The organism is Rufibacter ruber (assembly GCF_001647275.1).
In the GTDB taxonomy this organism is placed as follows: Bacteria; Bacteroidota; Bacteroidia; order Cytophagales; family Hymenobacteraceae; genus Nibribacter; species Nibribacter ruber_C.
The window spans coordinates 15,420-31,414 of the sequence record NZ_LRMM01000024.1; the positions used below are offsets into that span (position 1 = coordinate 15,420).

The 15,995-nt window shown below is 53.2% G+C and carries 15 protein-coding genes and 1 pseudogene; 2 read left to right on the forward strand and 14 right to left on the reverse strand.

The annotated features are described in order from the left end of the window. Positions 1 to 158 precede the first annotated feature (158 nt). The 7 genes from A8O25_RS11070 to ric all read right to left on the reverse strand — a co-directional run bounded on the left by A8O25_RS11070 (position 159) and on the right by ric (position 6,185). Positions 159 to 1,322 (reverse strand): class I SAM-dependent methyltransferase, encoded by a 1,164-nt coding sequence (locus tag A8O25_RS11070; RefSeq protein WP_066834778.1) that lies wholly within the window; start codon positions 1,320 to 1,322, stop codon positions 159 to 161. 160 nt (positions 1,323 to 1,482) lie between these two features. Further along, positions 1,483 to 1,932, reverse strand: coding sequence for an RrF2 family transcriptional regulator (locus tag A8O25_RS11075; protein ID WP_066834780.1), 450 nt, complete (start codon positions 1,930 to 1,932; stop codon positions 1,483 to 1,485). A 37-nt stretch (positions 1,933 to 1,969) separates the two neighbouring features. Further along, entirely contained in the window at positions 1,970 to 2,284 is a 315-nt protein-coding gene (locus A8O25_RS11080) for a metal-sulfur cluster assembly factor (protein ID WP_066834782.1), read from the reverse strand. Next, positions 2,265 to 3,572, reverse strand: coding sequence for a hypothetical protein (locus tag A8O25_RS11085; RefSeq protein ID WP_066834783.1), 1,308 nt, complete (start codon positions 3,570 to 3,572; stop codon positions 2,265 to 2,267). Before A8O25_RS11085 ends, A8O25_RS11080 begins: the two co-directional genes overlap by 20 nt. A 4-nt stretch (positions 3,573 to 3,576) precedes the next feature. After that, entirely contained in the window at positions 3,577 to 4,392 is an 816-nt protein-coding gene (locus tag A8O25_RS11090) for a DUF2249 domain-containing protein (RefSeq protein ID WP_066834856.1), read from the reverse strand. Between the two features lie 256 nt (positions 4,393 to 4,648). After that, positions 4,649 to 5,152: a hemerythrin domain-containing protein gene (locus A8O25_RS11095; protein ID WP_066834786.1), complete on the reverse strand. Its 504-nt coding sequence runs from the start codon at positions 5,150 to 5,152 to the stop codon at positions 4,649 to 4,651. Positions 5,153 to 5,228: 76 nt separating this feature from the next. Further along, positions 5,229 to 6,185, reverse strand: a complete 957-nt coding sequence (gene ric / locus A8O25_RS11100) for an iron-sulfur cluster repair di-iron protein (RefSeq protein ID WP_066834788.1) — start codon at positions 6,183 to 6,185, stop codon at positions 5,229 to 5,231. 455 nt (positions 6,186 to 6,640) lie between these two features. Between ric and A8O25_RS24225 the strand changes: the two are divergent. Continuing rightward, positions 6,641 to 8,811: pseudogene (locus A8O25_RS24225) on the forward strand (vitamin B12-dependent ribonucleotide reductase). Next, positions 8,742 to 9,926, forward strand: coding sequence for a TSCPD domain-containing protein (locus A8O25_RS23810; protein ID WP_241499000.1), 1,185 nt, complete (start codon positions 8,742 to 8,744; stop codon positions 9,924 to 9,926). Before A8O25_RS24225 ends, A8O25_RS23810 begins: the two are co-directional and overlap by 70 nt. Before the next feature lie 130 nt (positions 9,927 to 10,056). Here the strand turns inward: A8O25_RS23810 and A8O25_RS11110 are convergent, their stop codons facing one another. The 7 genes from A8O25_RS11110 to A8O25_RS11140 all read right to left on the reverse strand — a co-directional run bounded on the left by A8O25_RS11110 (position 10,057) and on the right by A8O25_RS11140 (position 15,991). Next, the gene (locus A8O25_RS11110) at positions 10,057 to 11,307 is read right to left on the reverse strand and encodes a hypothetical protein (RefSeq protein WP_153042705.1); all 1,251 of its coding nucleotides are present in this window, start codon (positions 11,305 to 11,307) and stop codon (positions 10,057 to 10,059) included. Positions 11,308 to 11,318: 11 nt separating this feature from the next. Further along, positions 11,319 to 11,957, reverse strand: coding sequence for a thioredoxin family protein (locus A8O25_RS11115; protein WP_066834792.1), 639 nt, complete (start codon positions 11,955 to 11,957; stop codon positions 11,319 to 11,321). A 241-nt stretch (positions 11,958 to 12,198) separates the two neighbouring features. Next, the gene (locus A8O25_RS11120) at positions 12,199 to 12,966 is read right to left on the reverse strand and encodes an ABC-2 transporter permease (protein WP_066834794.1); all 768 of its coding nucleotides are present in this window, start codon (positions 12,964 to 12,966) and stop codon (positions 12,199 to 12,201) included. Positions 12,967 to 12,969: 3 nt separating this feature from the next. Further along, on the reverse strand, positions 12,970 to 13,677 hold the full coding sequence (locus A8O25_RS11125) for an ABC transporter ATP-binding protein (RefSeq protein WP_066834796.1): 708 nt from the start codon (positions 13,675 to 13,677) through the stop codon (positions 12,970 to 12,972). Continuing rightward, positions 13,640 to 14,938: a nitrous oxide reductase family maturation protein NosD gene (locus tag A8O25_RS11130; protein WP_066834798.1), complete on the reverse strand. Its 1,299-nt coding sequence runs from the start codon at positions 14,936 to 14,938 to the stop codon at positions 13,640 to 13,642. The genes A8O25_RS11125 and A8O25_RS11130 overlap by 38 nt, the downstream gene beginning before the upstream one ends. After that, positions 14,922 to 15,383 carry a nitrous oxide reductase accessory protein NosL gene (locus A8O25_RS11135; protein ID WP_066834800.1) on the reverse strand — a complete coding sequence of 154 codons (462 nt, stop codon included), beginning with the start codon at positions 15,381 to 15,383 and terminating at the stop codon, positions 14,922 to 14,924. The genes A8O25_RS11130 and A8O25_RS11135 overlap by 17 nt, the downstream gene beginning before the upstream one ends. Next, entirely contained in the window at positions 15,380 to 15,991 is a 612-nt protein-coding gene (locus A8O25_RS11140) for a hypothetical protein (protein ID WP_066834802.1), read from the reverse strand. The genes A8O25_RS11135 and A8O25_RS11140 overlap by 4 nt, the downstream gene beginning before the upstream one ends. Between the last annotated feature and the right edge of the window lie 4 nt (positions 15,992 to 15,995).

The window sequence follows — 15,995 nt, forward strand, 5'->3', positions numbered from 1 at the left end:
AAGCTCCTGTAAAAGAAGCAGATCTTTTTCTTCTGTTTTTGACCTATTTTAACAAAAACAGGTCAAAAACAGGAATGGGTAGTATGACTGGCCGGGGCTATCCCTGGTGGTTGCCCTGCCTGACTGGTCAACGCAATGGGCAATGACCCGTACTGCCCCTACCCCACAAACTTTATCAAGCACCCAAAAGACAGCTTGTGCACCTGCTGGGCGGTCTTGGGGTTCAGGAGCAGGATCTTGCCCTGGGCTTTCAGCTGTTCCATGGCCGTGAAGTAGTTGGCTTTGCAGTAGTTCGTCTCCACGTTGTGCTTTTCGTAGATCTTCTCCAGGCTCAGGCGGTTCAGCCGGGCGGCCTGCTGCGGCAGTTCCTGCACCAGTTTGTGCAGGGAGAACGGCAGGTACCGGGCGTACTCCGGCACCAACAGCCGCACCGGCTTTACCCCGGCGGCCATCATGGGCACCCCGTCCTCCTGATATTCACTGTAGTCTAACAGAATCTCTTTGAGCCGGGTACAGAGCGCTTCACTTACAGAGGCGAACAGCAGGTACTGGTACGGCTGTTCTTTTCCCGGCAAGCCGAAGGCAAAGGTGACGGTTCTGTACCCTTTTTCCCGCAGGCCCAGTTCCAGGCTTTTCAGCAGAAACTCCTCCCGTTTTTTGCTCTGGCTTCTCCGTTCAAAGAAAGGCGCAATGGCCGCCGCCTGTGAGCCGAAGAGCTGCTGCACCGGGCCTGATTTGTCTAGACTTTTGGCTGCTGCTTTCAATTTACCCGCCTCAAACAACAGGAACAGGTCTGCGGCGCTGTTCCCCAGTGCCTGCGCCAGCACCTCCTGTGAGAATTTGTACCCAAACGGGTCCAGCGCCAGCAGTGCCGGAATCTCAGAGTGCATTCGCTCCTTGAACGGCAGCTGATTTTCAGGCCCGTTCACAAACCCGGGGGCGTTGCCTAGTTCCGCGTAAAACGGAAGCGCCGGCACCGTCTGCTCCACCGCGGCCAGGGCTGTTTTATTGGCATCGGCGAAAAAAGTATGGAAAGCTGCGTTCAGGTTCAGCCGAGCCCCGGAATTGGCAAAGATGCTTTTCAGTACTTTAGCAGGGGCAGTGGTGGCAGGTTGCACTTCCTCCCCCAGCGGAATCCCCGCATTCAGATCCGCAAAGAGTAAGGCAGGCGCTGGGGAGTCTTTCTGGGCGGCCAGCTTCCCTTCTCCCCAAACGGGTAAGAACTTAGGCAACAGCTCCCCCTTGGTTTCAGAAGGGCTTCTCTTCTGCTGAAAGAAATTATTTGGCTCAGTACCTGTCACTACTTCTTCTCCGGCTATCACTTTTGCTCTATCCGCCTGTCAGGCATGTTTCCCCAACAGGAACTCTGAAACGGAATACAAAGGTACTTGGCTGTTTTTTGGTCTAGTTTTTCTGAAACAGCAAAACAGCAGGAGAATATGGGCGGGAAGAAGTTGGCTGAACACAATGCAACAACAGAACCTATTTCAACGGCTCCTGCTCATTGGTGATAAAGAACATGCCCGTGTTAATGCCGTCTACCAGGGTTTGAATGGTTTTAGCGTTAAACGTCTTGAGCAGCTGCTCCCGGTACAGTTTGATATCATTGTGCAACGGACACGGGTGGGTATCTGAGCAATGCTTCATGCCCATGCCGCATTTTTTGAAAGCCTCCAGCCCGTCAATGGTGCGCACCACCTCCAGTATGCTAATATCGGCCGCCGGCCGATGCAGGTAAAAGCCGCCGCCTGGGCCTTTCATAGAAGCGATCACTCCCTTGCGCACCAGGTCCTGCAGAATCTTGCCAATGAAATGGGTTGGCAGATCCAGTTCCTTTCCAATCTCTTTAATGCCGGACCGGTGACCATTGGCGTCATTCAGGGCAATGTAGACGATCGCCCGCAGGGCATATTCTGTGGTTTTTGATAGCATCTGTTTTCTCTTACCTCTCTATACGGCTGCTAAGATATTAGATCTGTTCCAGTTGACGCCTTCCTTCTTCGGTAATCATTTCAGGAGACCACATGGGCCCCCACACCACTTCCACCTGCACATCATACCGGGGGAATCTTTTCTGCAGGATCTGCTGCGTGGCCGTGGTAATGGTAGCCCCCATGGGGCAGCCGCGGGTGGTGAGGGTAAGCTCTATGTACAACCGCTCCTGGGTGAGCTGCACACTGTAGACAAGGCCAAGGTCAACAATATTCAGCCCTACCTCTGGATCTATGATGTATTTTAAGGTCTCCAGCACTTGCTGGCGAACCTCAGGGGCGGGCGTTTCCATAGGGGAAGGGCTTTAGCTCATGCACTTTGTGCAGCAACAGGTGAAACACGTTGGCGGTGAACAGTACCGCCGCCAACGTTAAGGCTATGGCACCGGCTAAGATGAGTTGGGGCTCCCTTAGCAGCACCCCCGTCACCAGCACCACAAACCCCAGCAGGTAACTTATGTTCTGCCAGCGTAACAGGGAATGGTTGTAGAGGTCCTTGGGTAATGGCGTCTTATAACGGCCCACCAGATCTTCATAGGCATGCATCCAGACTATGAACGGCAGCGTCTTAAACGTCTGCCCCAGAATTAAAGCCGTAATGAAACCCAGGAAAACAGTGAGGCCATACACCAGGTACAGGCTGGAAAGCAGCGGCATGGGTAACGCCACACCACTGCCCACCACCAGTGCCAATAAAAGCGGAAGCACCAGCAAGCCCAGTGCCACAAATGTCTGCTGCATGCCCAGATCCAAATCTGCCCGCTGCCGGGTTTTCTTCGCCTCCCAAAGAAAAAGTAAAAAGGCGCCCACCCCGCCGCCCACCAGTAATGCATACAAGGGCAGCAACGGTGTGTGCAGAAACAGGTGGTCAATGATAAAGAGCCCCAGCCCCGCATTAATCAGGTTATAGGACCAGGTCAGTTGTTTGGTGCCCTCTACGTGCGCCAGCAGAAACATGGGAATCAGTTTAGCGCCCACCCCTATAATCAGAAGCAGAAACCAACCCGCCATGCCAATGTGCGCGTGCAGCTGGAGGTAGTGCACGTGGTCCTGGGGCAGGAACGGCCTGGACAAGTTTACCGACATCAATAAACCAATGAATCCGGTGAGCAGCAGCCAGACAGCCGAGGTTACTATAAAATCTGCCTCAATGGTCCACTTAGGGGCTTTTCTGGCGGTTTGTATGAGATTGAGGTTGAAAAGCAGGAAAGAGAGAAACAGGCAGCAGGCCGCCAGGTGCATGGGCAGGCCCACCTTGAAAAACCAGAAACTGTACGCCAGCAAAATAGTACCCGTGCCCAGAAACGCAAACGTGCAGAGGGCAAGCTTCTCACTGTACAACCTGCCCTCCAGCACCACCGGCAGTAACTGGTAGAGTGCCCCAAAGATAACCATGGTGGCCCAGCCCAGTACTGCCACATGGGTCAAGGTTAAGAGTTTAGGGTGGAAATAGTGTCCGCCAAAAGCATCTGTTGAAAGCAGCAGCAACAGGCAGAGCCCCAGAAAAGAGACAGCTGAAAACGCGTAATGGGGTAATACCACCCATTTACTGGGGGAATTAGAGGCAATTGCGGTGCTCATCTTCTTACAGTTTATAAATCAGCAGATAGGTCTGGTGAGGGCCTGCGTCTTGAATAGATACCTGAAAGCCCCGGCTCTCCAGTTGCGGCAAGAGAAACTGGGGCACCCGCTTATGGGTCACGTGCAGTGCCTGCCCCGTAGGGAGCCACTCCAGTTCATTCAGAATGGTTACCATAGGCTGCGGCATTTCCAGCTGACGTACATCTACCCGCTTCATATTGCCTGAGAAACGGGTCAGCACCTGGTTATATTCATCCGTTTCTGGAGTGACCTCTTCAATATTAGCCACTTCTTCCGTTTGGCGCCAGAAGTAGGTGTATACCAGTTCCGGCTCATTTTCATGGGTGAAGTTCAAAAAACCGCGTTTTTGCAAAATCTGGAGCAGCGGGGTGGGTTCAAAGGTATTGATCAGAACCAGGGCCTGCTTCTCATTCAATTGGTCAACGGCTTGCATAATGCGCAGAAAAGGGTCATTGCCCATGGCTATGTCTTCTCGCACGTCTAGGTAGGTGAAGGCGTTTTGGGGCAGTTTTTTCAAAAACAGCGGAAAAACAGCCCATGCCTGTGGCACCTGCGGGACCGGCCCCTCTTTTTCTTTCTGCACCACAAACCCCAGGGGTGCCAGCCTTTCAAAGAAGGTTTCCACCCCACAGCCCCCAAGGCGGGCTGCGTCTGCAATGGTTACCCGGGCTGCCAGAATCTTGCGCAGAATGGGGTTCCGGAGTTTCTCAAAATGCCGGTTGATGGAAGCAATAGCCTCAATGGCGGCCGGATTGGCTTTGATCAACGCTGAGATCTTTGTATGGGCTCCTATTTCCATGGGGTAAAACATAATTCCTCACCGGCTCCTAGATGAGCAGATCAGGTACGTTGAAGCTGTTTAGAGTTTTTGAAACTGGCAGGCACAGGCTACCGGGTAAGGTTGTTCACCAGCCAGTGGTTTCTGTTTTCGGTCTGTTTTTCAAGAAACAGCCCGAAAACAGAAACTTGAATCTTTGCCAAATACCTTTCTACCAAACCTCTAAACAGCATCTTTGGCAAAATGGGGGTACTTCGTTTTTCGCTATTAATCTGCCCTAAGCCGCTGTGGTTTTGGTATTCCAGAAGTCTGGGCTGAAGGCGTCTTCCCGGGGGGCATGGTTGTGGGCCAGGAGCTTTCCCGCCAGTTCCAGTTCCTCTGCGGGTACCAACGTTTGCAGGTAAGGGAACAGGTCCCGCTCTTCCCACCTAATGTGATCAGTGAGGTCTCTGTCCAGCACTTTAAAAAGATCTCGGTTAAGGGGGCTGCCTTCCTGAATGAGATCTATGAGCTTCTGCAGGAGGCGGTGTTCCTCTTCCAGCCGCAGGCGTACTTCGTGGTCCTGGGGCAGCAGGCGGGCCAAAAGCCACTCCTCTTCGGCACAGTGGGGTTGGAGCAGGTTCTTCCAGAAATACTGCACATACGCCCGCAGCACTCGCAGCTGGGTGCCATTCTTCAGCCCCTGCCTGATCTTCCAGCAGAACAGCAGCCCGAAGTGGTGTTCACGGCTCAGGGGAATCAGGCTCTTGTCTCTCTTTTGGGGAGTCACGGTGGTTTTCATGACGGTAATGGGCAGCGCCCGGTTTAACTAGTGGGAAAGCGGGCGGGCAAATCCTGCACCCGCCCCTTTCTCCTTTTTATAACACTTCTTTTTCCAGCTCCAGCGCCTTGGGGAACAGGATGTTGTTCTCCAGGTGAATGTGGCGGTGCAGATCTTTCTCAAACTCCTGTAGTTTGGCAAAGGCCACACGGTAGGTGGCGCAGGCGTCTTCAGGCAGGGTAAAGTCATTGGTCAGGGTTCTGATGGCCTCCAGTTCCCCCCCGGCCGCCTCATGCTCCATCTCCATCATGTTTATGGGGTTCTGGATAGAGCCAAAGGCCGCAGGTGCCAGTTTAGCCCCCTTCTGTTTCGCCTCGTTCAGCTGCTTTATGTAGGGGAAGAGCACGCGCTCCTCTTTGGGCATGTGGCTTTCCAGTTCATTGGCCACATTTACAAAATGGTTTGCCACCTGCACCAGCTCGGGGTGGCGGCTCCCGTGCACGCGGGCTATCTTATTGGTGTACTCGTACAAAGCTGGGATGGCCTCCCGCACATATTTGTGGTGGATGTTCACAATGTAATCTGCCAGGAAAGAAGGATCCCAGCTGGCAAAATCGGTCTCGGCCACGGCCGATGTGTCTGGCAGGGCGCCCAGCTCCCGCTCTAACTGCTCCTGGCTCACGCCTTTCTCCTCACAGGCCTGGGCAACCGACTTCTTGCCGCCGCAGCAAAAGTCAATGCCGTACTTCTTGAAGACCTGCGCCTTCCTGAAGTCTTTGGCCACCAACTCCCCCACGGTTTCCCCTTCGGCGGGCGCCAATTTGGTAATTTTCACTTCCCACACCTCCGGGCCCTGCCCCAGGTACTCCCACTTAAAGACGTTGCCCCGCTCGCCCAGCAGCTGGTAATACAGCGGCTTGGGATCATGGTCATTATGAATGATAAAGGCCTCGCCCCCGCCCAGGCGGTCAAACCGGTCAAAGATGGTGGGGTGTTTCAGGCGAGGCTCAAGGAGGGTGACATTTAAGATGTCTATGGTTTCTGTAGTAATCATGGCTGCAATAGTTTATGTCTTTCTTCAATCACCGGAGTAAAGGTAAAAGGGCGGAACGGAAAATAAAAGATAAAAGGGTATTTTATTATTTTAAATCTGTTTTACCTTTACCCCCACCAGGCAGCCGCGCCCCCTGCTTCTGAACAGGCACCAGCACTGGTCTTCCGCTCTTTTGAAGACAACATAAGTTTACTGCAACAGAAAGAGGAAAGGAATGACCGAAGTTCTGTGAACACATGATGTTGATCATGTCAACAGCCTTGCCGGTACGCTAGCTTGCCGGGCCTCGCCACCTGGCTGTCCGTTTCCATGCACGCCTGAGTTTCTGTTTTCGCTGTTTTCTGAAAAACAGCCCGAAAAACAGAAACTAGGCGCGGGAAAGGGTGAATTGCCCTGGTATGGCACAGGTTATTACCGTCAAATCTTCCTCACATATATACTAAGATTATCTACCCATGAAAGAACAACAGCTAAAGCCGCCGGGGCTCTCCTTCTCCCGCCGTTTCACCCGGGAGGGTCTCTCCCCTTTTGACCAATACGCCTATGAAAAGCGAACCTCAGTGATCAAGACCCCCGGCGGAGACGTGGTGGCTGAACTGAACAATGTGGAGGCACCCTCGCAATGGTCTCAGATTGCCACTGATATCCTGGCCCAGAAATACCTGCGGCGGGCGGGGGTGCCGCAGCCAGACGGCAGCCTGGGAGCGGAGCATTCTGTAAAACAGGTGGTGCACCGGCTGGCCAACTGCTGGCGCGTCTGGGGCAGCCGCTACGGTTATTTCCAGAGTGGGCAAGACGCGCAGGTGTTTTATGAGGAGCTGGTGTACATGTTGCTGGGGCAGTATGCCGCGCCCAACTCACCGCAGTGGTTCAACACCGGCCTGTTTGAGTCTTACGGCATCACAGAGAAATCTGAGGGACATTTTTATGTTGACCCAGACTCTGGGGAGCTGCGGGAGTCTACCTCCTCTTATGAACGTCCGCAACCACATGCCTGCTTTATTCTGTCTGCTGAAGACAATCTGACTCTGAAAGGGGGCATCATGGACCTGCTCCTGCAGGAGGCACGGGTTTTTAAATACGGCTCTGGGGTAGGCACCAACTATTCCAACATCAGGGGCAAAGACGAGCCCCTCTCCGGCGGAGGCACCTCCTCAGGGCTCATGTCTTTTCTGCGGGTGGGCGACCGGGCCGCCGGGGCCATCAAATCTGGCGGCACCACCCGCGCGCGGCCAAGATGGTGTGCCTGGACCTGGACCATCCTGAGATTCTGGACTTCATCAACTGGAAGAAAGGGGAGGAGAAGAAAGTGGCAGCCCTTATTGCCGGGGGCTACTCCTCAGACTATGAAGGTGAAGCCTACCAGACGGTTTCGGGGCAGAACAGCAATAACTCAGTGCGTATTCCCAATGCTTTCTTTGCGGCGCTAGAGCAACAGCAGGATTGGCCCTTAAAAGCCCGCACCACCGGCAAGGTTGTGAAAACGGTGCCCGCCCAGACACTCTGGCAGCAGCTCAATGAGGCCGCCTGGGCCTGCGCAGACCCGGGTGTGCAGTTTGACACCACCATCAATGACTGGCACACCTGCCCCGCTGAAGGCCGCATCAACGCCTCCAACCCCTGCTCTGAGTACATGTTCCTGGACAATACCGCCTGTAACCTTGCCTCTTTGAATCTGCTGGCCTTCTACCATCAGGAGCGGCAGGAGTTTGACACTGACGCTTTTGCCCATGCCTGCCGCCTCTGGACGGTGGTTCTGGAGATTTCTGTGCTCATGGCCCAGTTTCCTTCTGAAGCCGTGGCACTGCGCTCCTACCAATACCGCACCATTGGGCTGGGCTATGCCAACCTGGGGGCACTGCTTATGGTGCAAGGACTGCCCTATGACAGTAACGCCGCCCGCGCCCTGGCCGCCGGCATTACCTCGCTCATGACAGGTGCCAGCTACCAGACATCGGCTGAATTGGCGGCGGCAGCAGGTCCTTTCCCTAAATTTAGCCAGAACCGGGCCAGTATGTTGCGGGTCATCAGAAACCATCAGCACGCAGCCTATAACCTGCCAGACCAGTATGAAGGGTTAAGTACGCAGCCCCTGGGGCTTGACCAGGACCTGTGCCCGCCTAACGTGCTTGCCGCAGCCAAACATGCGTGGGCAGAAGCGCTCAGGTTAGGCGGTTTGCACGGTTTCCGGAATGCCCAGGCCACCGTCATTGCCCCCACCGGTACCATTGGTTTGCTCATGGACTGCGACACCACCGGCGTAGAACCTGATTTTGCCCTGGTGAAATACAAGAAGCTCGCCGGGGGCGGCTATTTCAAGATCATCAACCAGTCACTTCCGCAGGCGCTGGAACGGCTAGGCTACCCCCCTTCCCACATAGAGGCAATAGTAAAATATGCCAAAGGGCACGCCACTTTAACAGGAGCACCGCACGTGCACCCTGAAGCCCTGGTGGCGCTGGGTTTTTTACCCGAAGACATAGAGAGGCTGGAAACCGCCCTCCCTACCGCCTATGACCTTGCCTCTCTGTTCAGCACGAACGTTCTGGGGGAGGCTTGTCTAGAGCGTCTGGGGTTTGCCCTGGCCCATTACCAAAGCACCTCTTTCCAGCTGTACAGGCGTTAGGCCTTTCGGCTGCCCAGCTACAGGAGGCCAACGACTTTATCTGCGGCACTATGACTGTTGAGGGAGCTCCCTACCTGAAGGAAGAACACTATGCGGTATTTGACTGCGCCAACCGCTGCGGCACCAAAGGTACCCGTTTCATCAAGGCCCAGGGGCACATTCTCATGATGGCGGCGGTACAGCCGTTCATTTCTGGGGCTATCTCAAAAACCATTAACCTGCCCCATGAAACCACCCCGGAAGAAGTGGCCAGTTGCTACGCCCTCTCCTGGCAGCTGGGCCTGAAAGCCTGTTCCCTCTACCGTGACGGCAGCAAACTTTCTCAGCCACTCACTTCTAAAACCACCGCAACCGCCCCTGCAACAGACACTGCCCGGGAACCGGAGCAGCAGGAGTTGCTCTACAGCAGCGAACAGGTGCTTAAAGCCGCACAGGCCATTCTGGCCGAATCACCCAATGATTCTTTCAGGCAGCAGCTGTCACACATGGTAGAGCGCCGTAAACTGCCAGACAAGCGCAACGGGTTCACCCAAAAAGCAAAGATTGACGGCCATACCGTGTACATCAGGACCGGGGAATATGCAGACGGCAGTCTGGGAGAAGTCTTCATTGACATGTACAAAGAAGGGGCTTCCTTTAGGTCTATTCTGAACTGTTTTGCCATTTCTGTCTCCCTGGGATTACAATACGGGGTGCCGTTGGAGGAATTTGTAAACCGCTTTACGTTTACCCGATTTGAGCCCGCAGGCAGGGTAGAGCACCCCAACATCAAGCAGGCCACCTCTGTGTTTGACTACCTGTTCCGGCTACTGGGGTATGAGTACCTGAACAGGGCTGATCTGGTGCACGTACCTGATGCACCGCAAAATGCTTCCGTTGCCCCTGATCCAGCCCCCGCCCCACAGACGGAAGACCCTAAGGCCCCTCCTGCTCCCAAGGCTAAGATTTTAACGGAGGTGGCTTTTTCCAACACTGCCCTGCAAGAACAGACCCAGCAGGTGTTGGCCAGCATGATGGGAGATGCTCCCATCTGTACCACCTGCGGACATCTCACCATCCGTTCCGGTACGTGCTATAAGTGTCTGAACTGCGGCAACAGCCTGGGGTGCAGTTAATTTGGGTTAAGCAAAAACAGGAAAGGCAGCCACTTGTGGCTGCCTTTCCTGTTTTTGGCCTGTTTTGGTGAAAACAGGCCAAAAACAGACTTTCCCAAAGCCTCTTTGTAAGGACAGGGAACGGCTGACTTCAGCACACTTGCATTTTGTCTTTCCACTGGGACATGAAAAACAGCAGCATGCCCGCTGGTAAAAAAATACTCACGCCAAACAGCAGTTCATGGTAGTACGGTATTGCCCCAGCCTCCCACCAAAACAGGGCTCCTTGCAGAAATAAAAGCGCTTCTGTAGCAATAAACCCTAGCAGGAACAGGCCCATGCCCCAAAGGCTCTTATTGGTCTGGAGTTGGAGCCAGCCCTGCTTGCCCATAAATGCAAACAGAAAAAAGCTGATGAACCCAATGAGCACCAGGTGCAGGTATGCAATAATTAAGTACCGGAACCGATAAGCAATGTCTGCTATATAAGGCAACGCTGTCATCAACTGCAGGAGGTTCTTGGCAATGAAGGCCGCCACTGCCAACCAGAACACCCCCCCGGACAAGCCGGTGAAAAGCAATTTCAATTTCTGCCTTACAGGCCACACATGCACCAGCAGCAGTAAGACCGCTACTACTTGCGCCATCCCTGACGCGCCTCCTGCCCAGTACACCCAGGCGGCAGGCTGCGTCCAGAGCACAGAGAGCAGGAAGGCGGGCATAAAGGACCAGAAAAGCAACCGGAAGATGAGATTTCCTTTCTTTCGGCTCACCCCCAGACCGTGCTGTTCCAGGAGCCAGAAAAAAAGCCCCAGTACCGCAAACGTAAACCAGCCGTTATACTGGAAGTGCAGGTAAAAATAGATGGCGTTGTAGTAGAGGGAACCCCCGCTGTGACCGGTAGCCATGACAGGCCCCAGCGACCAAGGCCCTAAAGATGACACCGCTAAGAAAAACAAGGCTGCCTTTATAAACCGGAAAGACAACTGCTGGGAAAAACGTCCCACCCCGGCCCGGTTAGCATCTTTCAAAAACTGGTATATAAACCAATAGTTCAACAGGAGGTGAGCCGTGCTAAAGGTAATGGAGGCGGCCGCATACCCCTGTACCGGAAAGCTGAGCAGCATGCCCAGCACCGCCGCCTGTGACAGCCAAAACTGCCAGGTATAGGTCTTTTTGGTACGCAGTCCGGGCGGTAAGAACACCAACAGGAGCACCACCATTACCGCAGTATACAGCCAACCCAGCAAGGCAACATGGGAATGGGCGTGTAGCAGGTATTTGTAGTTCAGCCCTTCTATGGGGGCTACCAACAGGTACCGCAACAACAACCCCAGACAGGCCACTAGAACCAGCTGCGCGAGCGCCACCAAAAGCCAATTCTGTCTTGAAACCACCTTCACGGGATAAACTTCTATATAACCCAGTCTAGTTGTACAGGCACAGCTGCCACCAGGGTGGCTTCTGCCAACGTTAGAAGATCAAGCTGAACGCTTTGGGCCCGGTCTTTGGCATACCAGGTATGCAGGTGCTGCATCAGCTCCTCTTTGTTGAGATGCGGGTGCTCCGCCTTTAAGGCCATAAACTGCTGTTGAATGGTTTCGGGACGAGAGCCCCACGTGAAAAGCCGCTCACCTGTTTCGCGGTCTTCACAGATCAGCTTGGGGATAGACCGGCTCCCGTTGGTCAAGCAGGTATCCATGAGGTGGGGGTTCTGGTCCCGCAGAACAATGACCAACTCCAGGGTAGGTACAGCCGCCGCAATGGCTGCTATAGCCGGAAGGGTTTGGGCGGCATCACCGCACCAACTTTCTACCAAGACCAGCCAGCGCCAGTCAGGCTGATGCTCCCGCAGAAGGGCCCCCAGCGCCGGCAGCAAGACAAACTGTTTCTCTCCCCGTTTCATGCGCTGCAGGTTGAGTTTGGTATAGACAATGCGCTCCTGGGTCTGCTCCGGTCCGGTAGCCTTCTTCTCCAGTACCAGCCGTTCTACCAGATTTCTATACTCAGCGTAGGTGAGCGGGTTTAAAATTTGTATGGGTAAATGGCTCATAATTCTCCTATTTGTTTGGGTGCTGCAAGTGTACCTGAAATGAAGCTGGGCAACAATGACTCTGGTCACTGCGTCAGCTGCGCAAAGGCAATTGCTGTTTTGGTTCTGTTTTGAGAAAAACAGCCTAAAAACAGCACCTGCCTCTTTCAATAAAAAAGCGCAGGCACTACTGCCTGCGCCTCAAACCAAGGGTAGAACCCCATTCACAGATAGTTTACACAGATAAAATATGGAATAGAATTTAAAGATCCCTGCGGGCGAAGATCTGGCGGGAGCTGACCATAGGCACCAGGATCCAGAGCAGCATGAGCCCCAATGCCAGGGAAATCCCCCAGAAGCTCCCCAATATGCTTTTGTACAGGGCGCCAGTGTACCCCATGAGGGCAGAGGCATCCAGGTTCAGCAGCACTATAATTCTGCCAAGGTCTACGGGGTTCAAGGCAGTTAACACCAAAGTAGGGTTCTCTAAGGGGTAATCACTAAAGGTGAAGAGAATCAGCAGCACCAGTCCATCATAGATCAGGGCAAAATAAAACCACAGCAAAAGCGCCACCCCTATGCCCTTGGCCTTGTCACGGGTAATGACTGAGGCCAGAAAGGCCATGGCTACAAAAATAAACGTGATCAGCACCCCGGTGAGCAGCAGATACCCGCCAGTGGCTGAAGCACCAAACAGCAGCACCGGAACCCCCACCCCCAGCAGGAAAGCCCCTGAAAGAGACCCTGCCACGCCCAGATACTCACTCATAAAAATCTTGCTGCGGTTAATGGGCTGAGCCACCAGTAACTCTATAAATTCATACGAATTGTAGAAGTGGGTGGTGGCAAACACAATGCTAATCAGGGGCACGGTGAGCAACACCAGATTAAGCAGGCTCAAAATGGCCTTGTCTGGGTTTCCGCCTAAATGAAAAAGCCCCAGCGAGAGCAGCAGCAGAAACACCGTGTACGCCAGCACAATCTTGCTGCGCACAATGTCATAGAAGACATATTTGATAATCTTGCCCATGGCTTAGCCCTCCTCTTTCATGATTTTAGCAATTGCCCGGCTCAGCCGGTTTTCCTGGGTTTGTTCTTTCAAGGCTGCAATGGTCTCATGGAACTTCAAATGGCCATCCATGAGACACATTACTTCATCTGCCACTTCTTCAATCTCACTCATGATGTGGGAGGTGATCAGAATAAGACGTCCCCTTTTTTTCTCCTTCAGGATTTTAGCCTTCAGGATTTCAGCAGAGACAGGGTCTAATCCGGCGGTTGGCTCATCCAGAATAAGTATCTGGGGGTTGAACAGAAACGCCAGCGCTGCACTCACCTTCTGCCTTGTACCCCCAGACAAAGACCCCATGGGTTTGTCATACATCTCTTTCAGCCCATACAACCCAATCAGTTCCTCATCTATTTCCTGCACCTCTTTTCTCATGTCCCTGACCATGTTCAGCACCTGCCTGATCTTCATGTTCTCTGGATAGCGGCCAATCTGGGGCATATAGCCAATCTGGCTGCGGTAGGCATGTTGTTTCAGTATAGACTGGTTGTTTATCTTAATGTCTCCGGCATCTGGCAGCACCATTCCCAAAATGCATTTGCTCATAGTGGTCTTTCCGGAACCGTTTGGGCCAATGATAGAGACTACCCTTCCTGCCTCAAACCGCACATTCACGTCTTTCAGAACAGAAAGCTTACCGTACCGTTTTTGTAAATTCTCTATGGTTATCATCCTTAATCCTCCTCATCACTGGGTGTTCATCAATCAACTGGTCTGGGATAAAGCTGGGCAGCACTTTCTCCACATTGTCCATTAGGTCTACCATAAAGCTGCGCATAAACATGACCGAAGAAGGTACCTTCTCTATCAGCATGCTGTAAAGGCTCACCGGCCGGTAAGGCACGTCGCCCACTTTGTCTTTGTTGAGGTCATAGCCCGTGTACTTGTCCCAGTAGTTGTTTTCAAAGCGGTTGAGGGTAGAGTTTCCGTTGGTGCTCACATCAAAGGAATTGCCCGTGAAATTATTTTGGGAGAATACATCTTCTGTACAGCTGCTCAGCAGCCGTATGGCCCAGCCGTTACGGTCAAAGGTGTTGCGCTGTACATCCAGGCGGCTGGAGCTTTCCATATAAATGCCGCTGGTGTTCTGCCTAAAGGTGTTGTGGTAAATCTGGCTGTTGCTGATGTCTTTCAGAAGTAACCCGTAAGACGCTGCCCCCCAGTTGTTTTCAAAGGTGTTGTATTCCATCCTGATGTTTCTGGTGTACATAACGGCCACGCCCGCCCCGTTTTTCCGGAAGGTATTGTGCGTGTACACGTTGCCGTCTGAGAACATGAAGTGCAGCCCGTACCGCAGGTTGTTCTGGCTCAGGTTGTCTTTCACATGGCTGTCTTTCACAAATTCCAGATAGATACCATCTCGGTGCCCCCGCAATGTATTGCCTGTGATCACCGCGTTATTGCAATGCCACAGATGAATAGCATTGCCCAGCGCCGACTCATTCTGACCCGCCACGTCTTTCCCGCTCACCACGTTGCCGCGTATCTCACAGAACTCAGCGTTCTGCAGGTAAATCCCGAAGTAGGTGTTCAGGATGGTGTTGTTCAGTATTTTTACCTGGTGGCGTTCCACCACCCGTATAGCCGCATCATCACGGGTGTAACTGGTGGCAATATTTTTTAACGTTAACCCCTTCACTACCACATGGTCTGCCATGATGGTAATGATCTGGCCTTTGAAGTTACCGTCCAGCACCGGCCGGTTCACCCCCACCAACGTGAGCGGTTTTGTGATTTCAATGCCGGCCTCTTGGTACACCCCGCCGTTCACCACCACCTTATCACCGGACTTGGCCGCTTTCACCGCTTGCTTCACCGATGTATAGGTGCAAGTGTTGCACACGTTAAGCGTACCGCCCTTTACCTGAAAAGACAAGGGCAGCAGCACCAACGTGCACACCAGCAGCAGAAGATGATTACTGAGGGTTTTCATTGTTTTTAACGGCCTGCAAAACCTGTTGCCAGGAGAGAATACGGCCGCCCTTCTCTTGTTGCAGTTGGGTTGCAGTGGCCTCATTGGCAACCGCCACTAAATTCATGCCCATAGGGCTGGGCAGGTTTTTAGATTGAAGAAAAAAGCCATTGCGGGCATCTACCAGTTCAGTGGGTTTGGTAAAATCAGTGACCAGTACAAACGCCGCTTTTTCGCCTTCGGCTGCATTCTCGTTCAGGTAGGCCATCAGGCACTCCGCAGAGTCAAAGAAGAAGGGTTTGCCTTTGTCATTCACCAGTTCTGCTCCAAACCGGTTGTCTGCCACCGTCATGTTGCAATGTGCGCAGTTGGTGGCACCGTAGGGAATTGGTTTTGACTCAACCGCGCAACTCTGCAGCAGGCCAATCAACACCATGAAGAAAATGAGCTTCAGAAAGAATTTCATACCAAAGCGGGTTTATGATTCACAGTAATAGGTTTCTTAGTGGGTGCGGCCGTGAAAAAGAACACCGCCAATGAAAGCAGAACCGCCAGTGCAATGCCCAGACTGCCCCAAGAGGGCAAAGAAAGCGCGTCAAAGTTGAGCAGTTGCTTGCTGCCCAAAAGAGGCGGCACGTAGGTCATGCCCGGCACTTTAATAGGTGCCATGGGACTCAGGTTGGTCCCAAATTTTTCCAGCCACAGGTAGAAGTCCACGATCCCAACCGCGCCGGCTACCATAAGCAGCACGCTCCAGGTCAGAACCAGTTTACGCGTACCTATAAGCGCCACCATCAATCCGGCAGCCATGAACCCGATGACCACGTACGGCATGATTTTCAGCTCCGCGAAAGAGTCTTCGTGAATGGGTTCCATGCCAATGTAGTGGTTCAGGATGTTGAAGTTCTGGATGGAGCTTTCAGTGTCACCGGCCAGCTTGTTTACCCAGATGTGCATTTCCAGCCCCTCAGGGTATTGCGGGGCCTTGAGGTAAATCTTCCACATAGGAAAGAGAAACAACAAACCTAGGGAGAAGGCGGCCAGCGCCATAAGTACTTTAGAAGAAGTTTTCATCTTG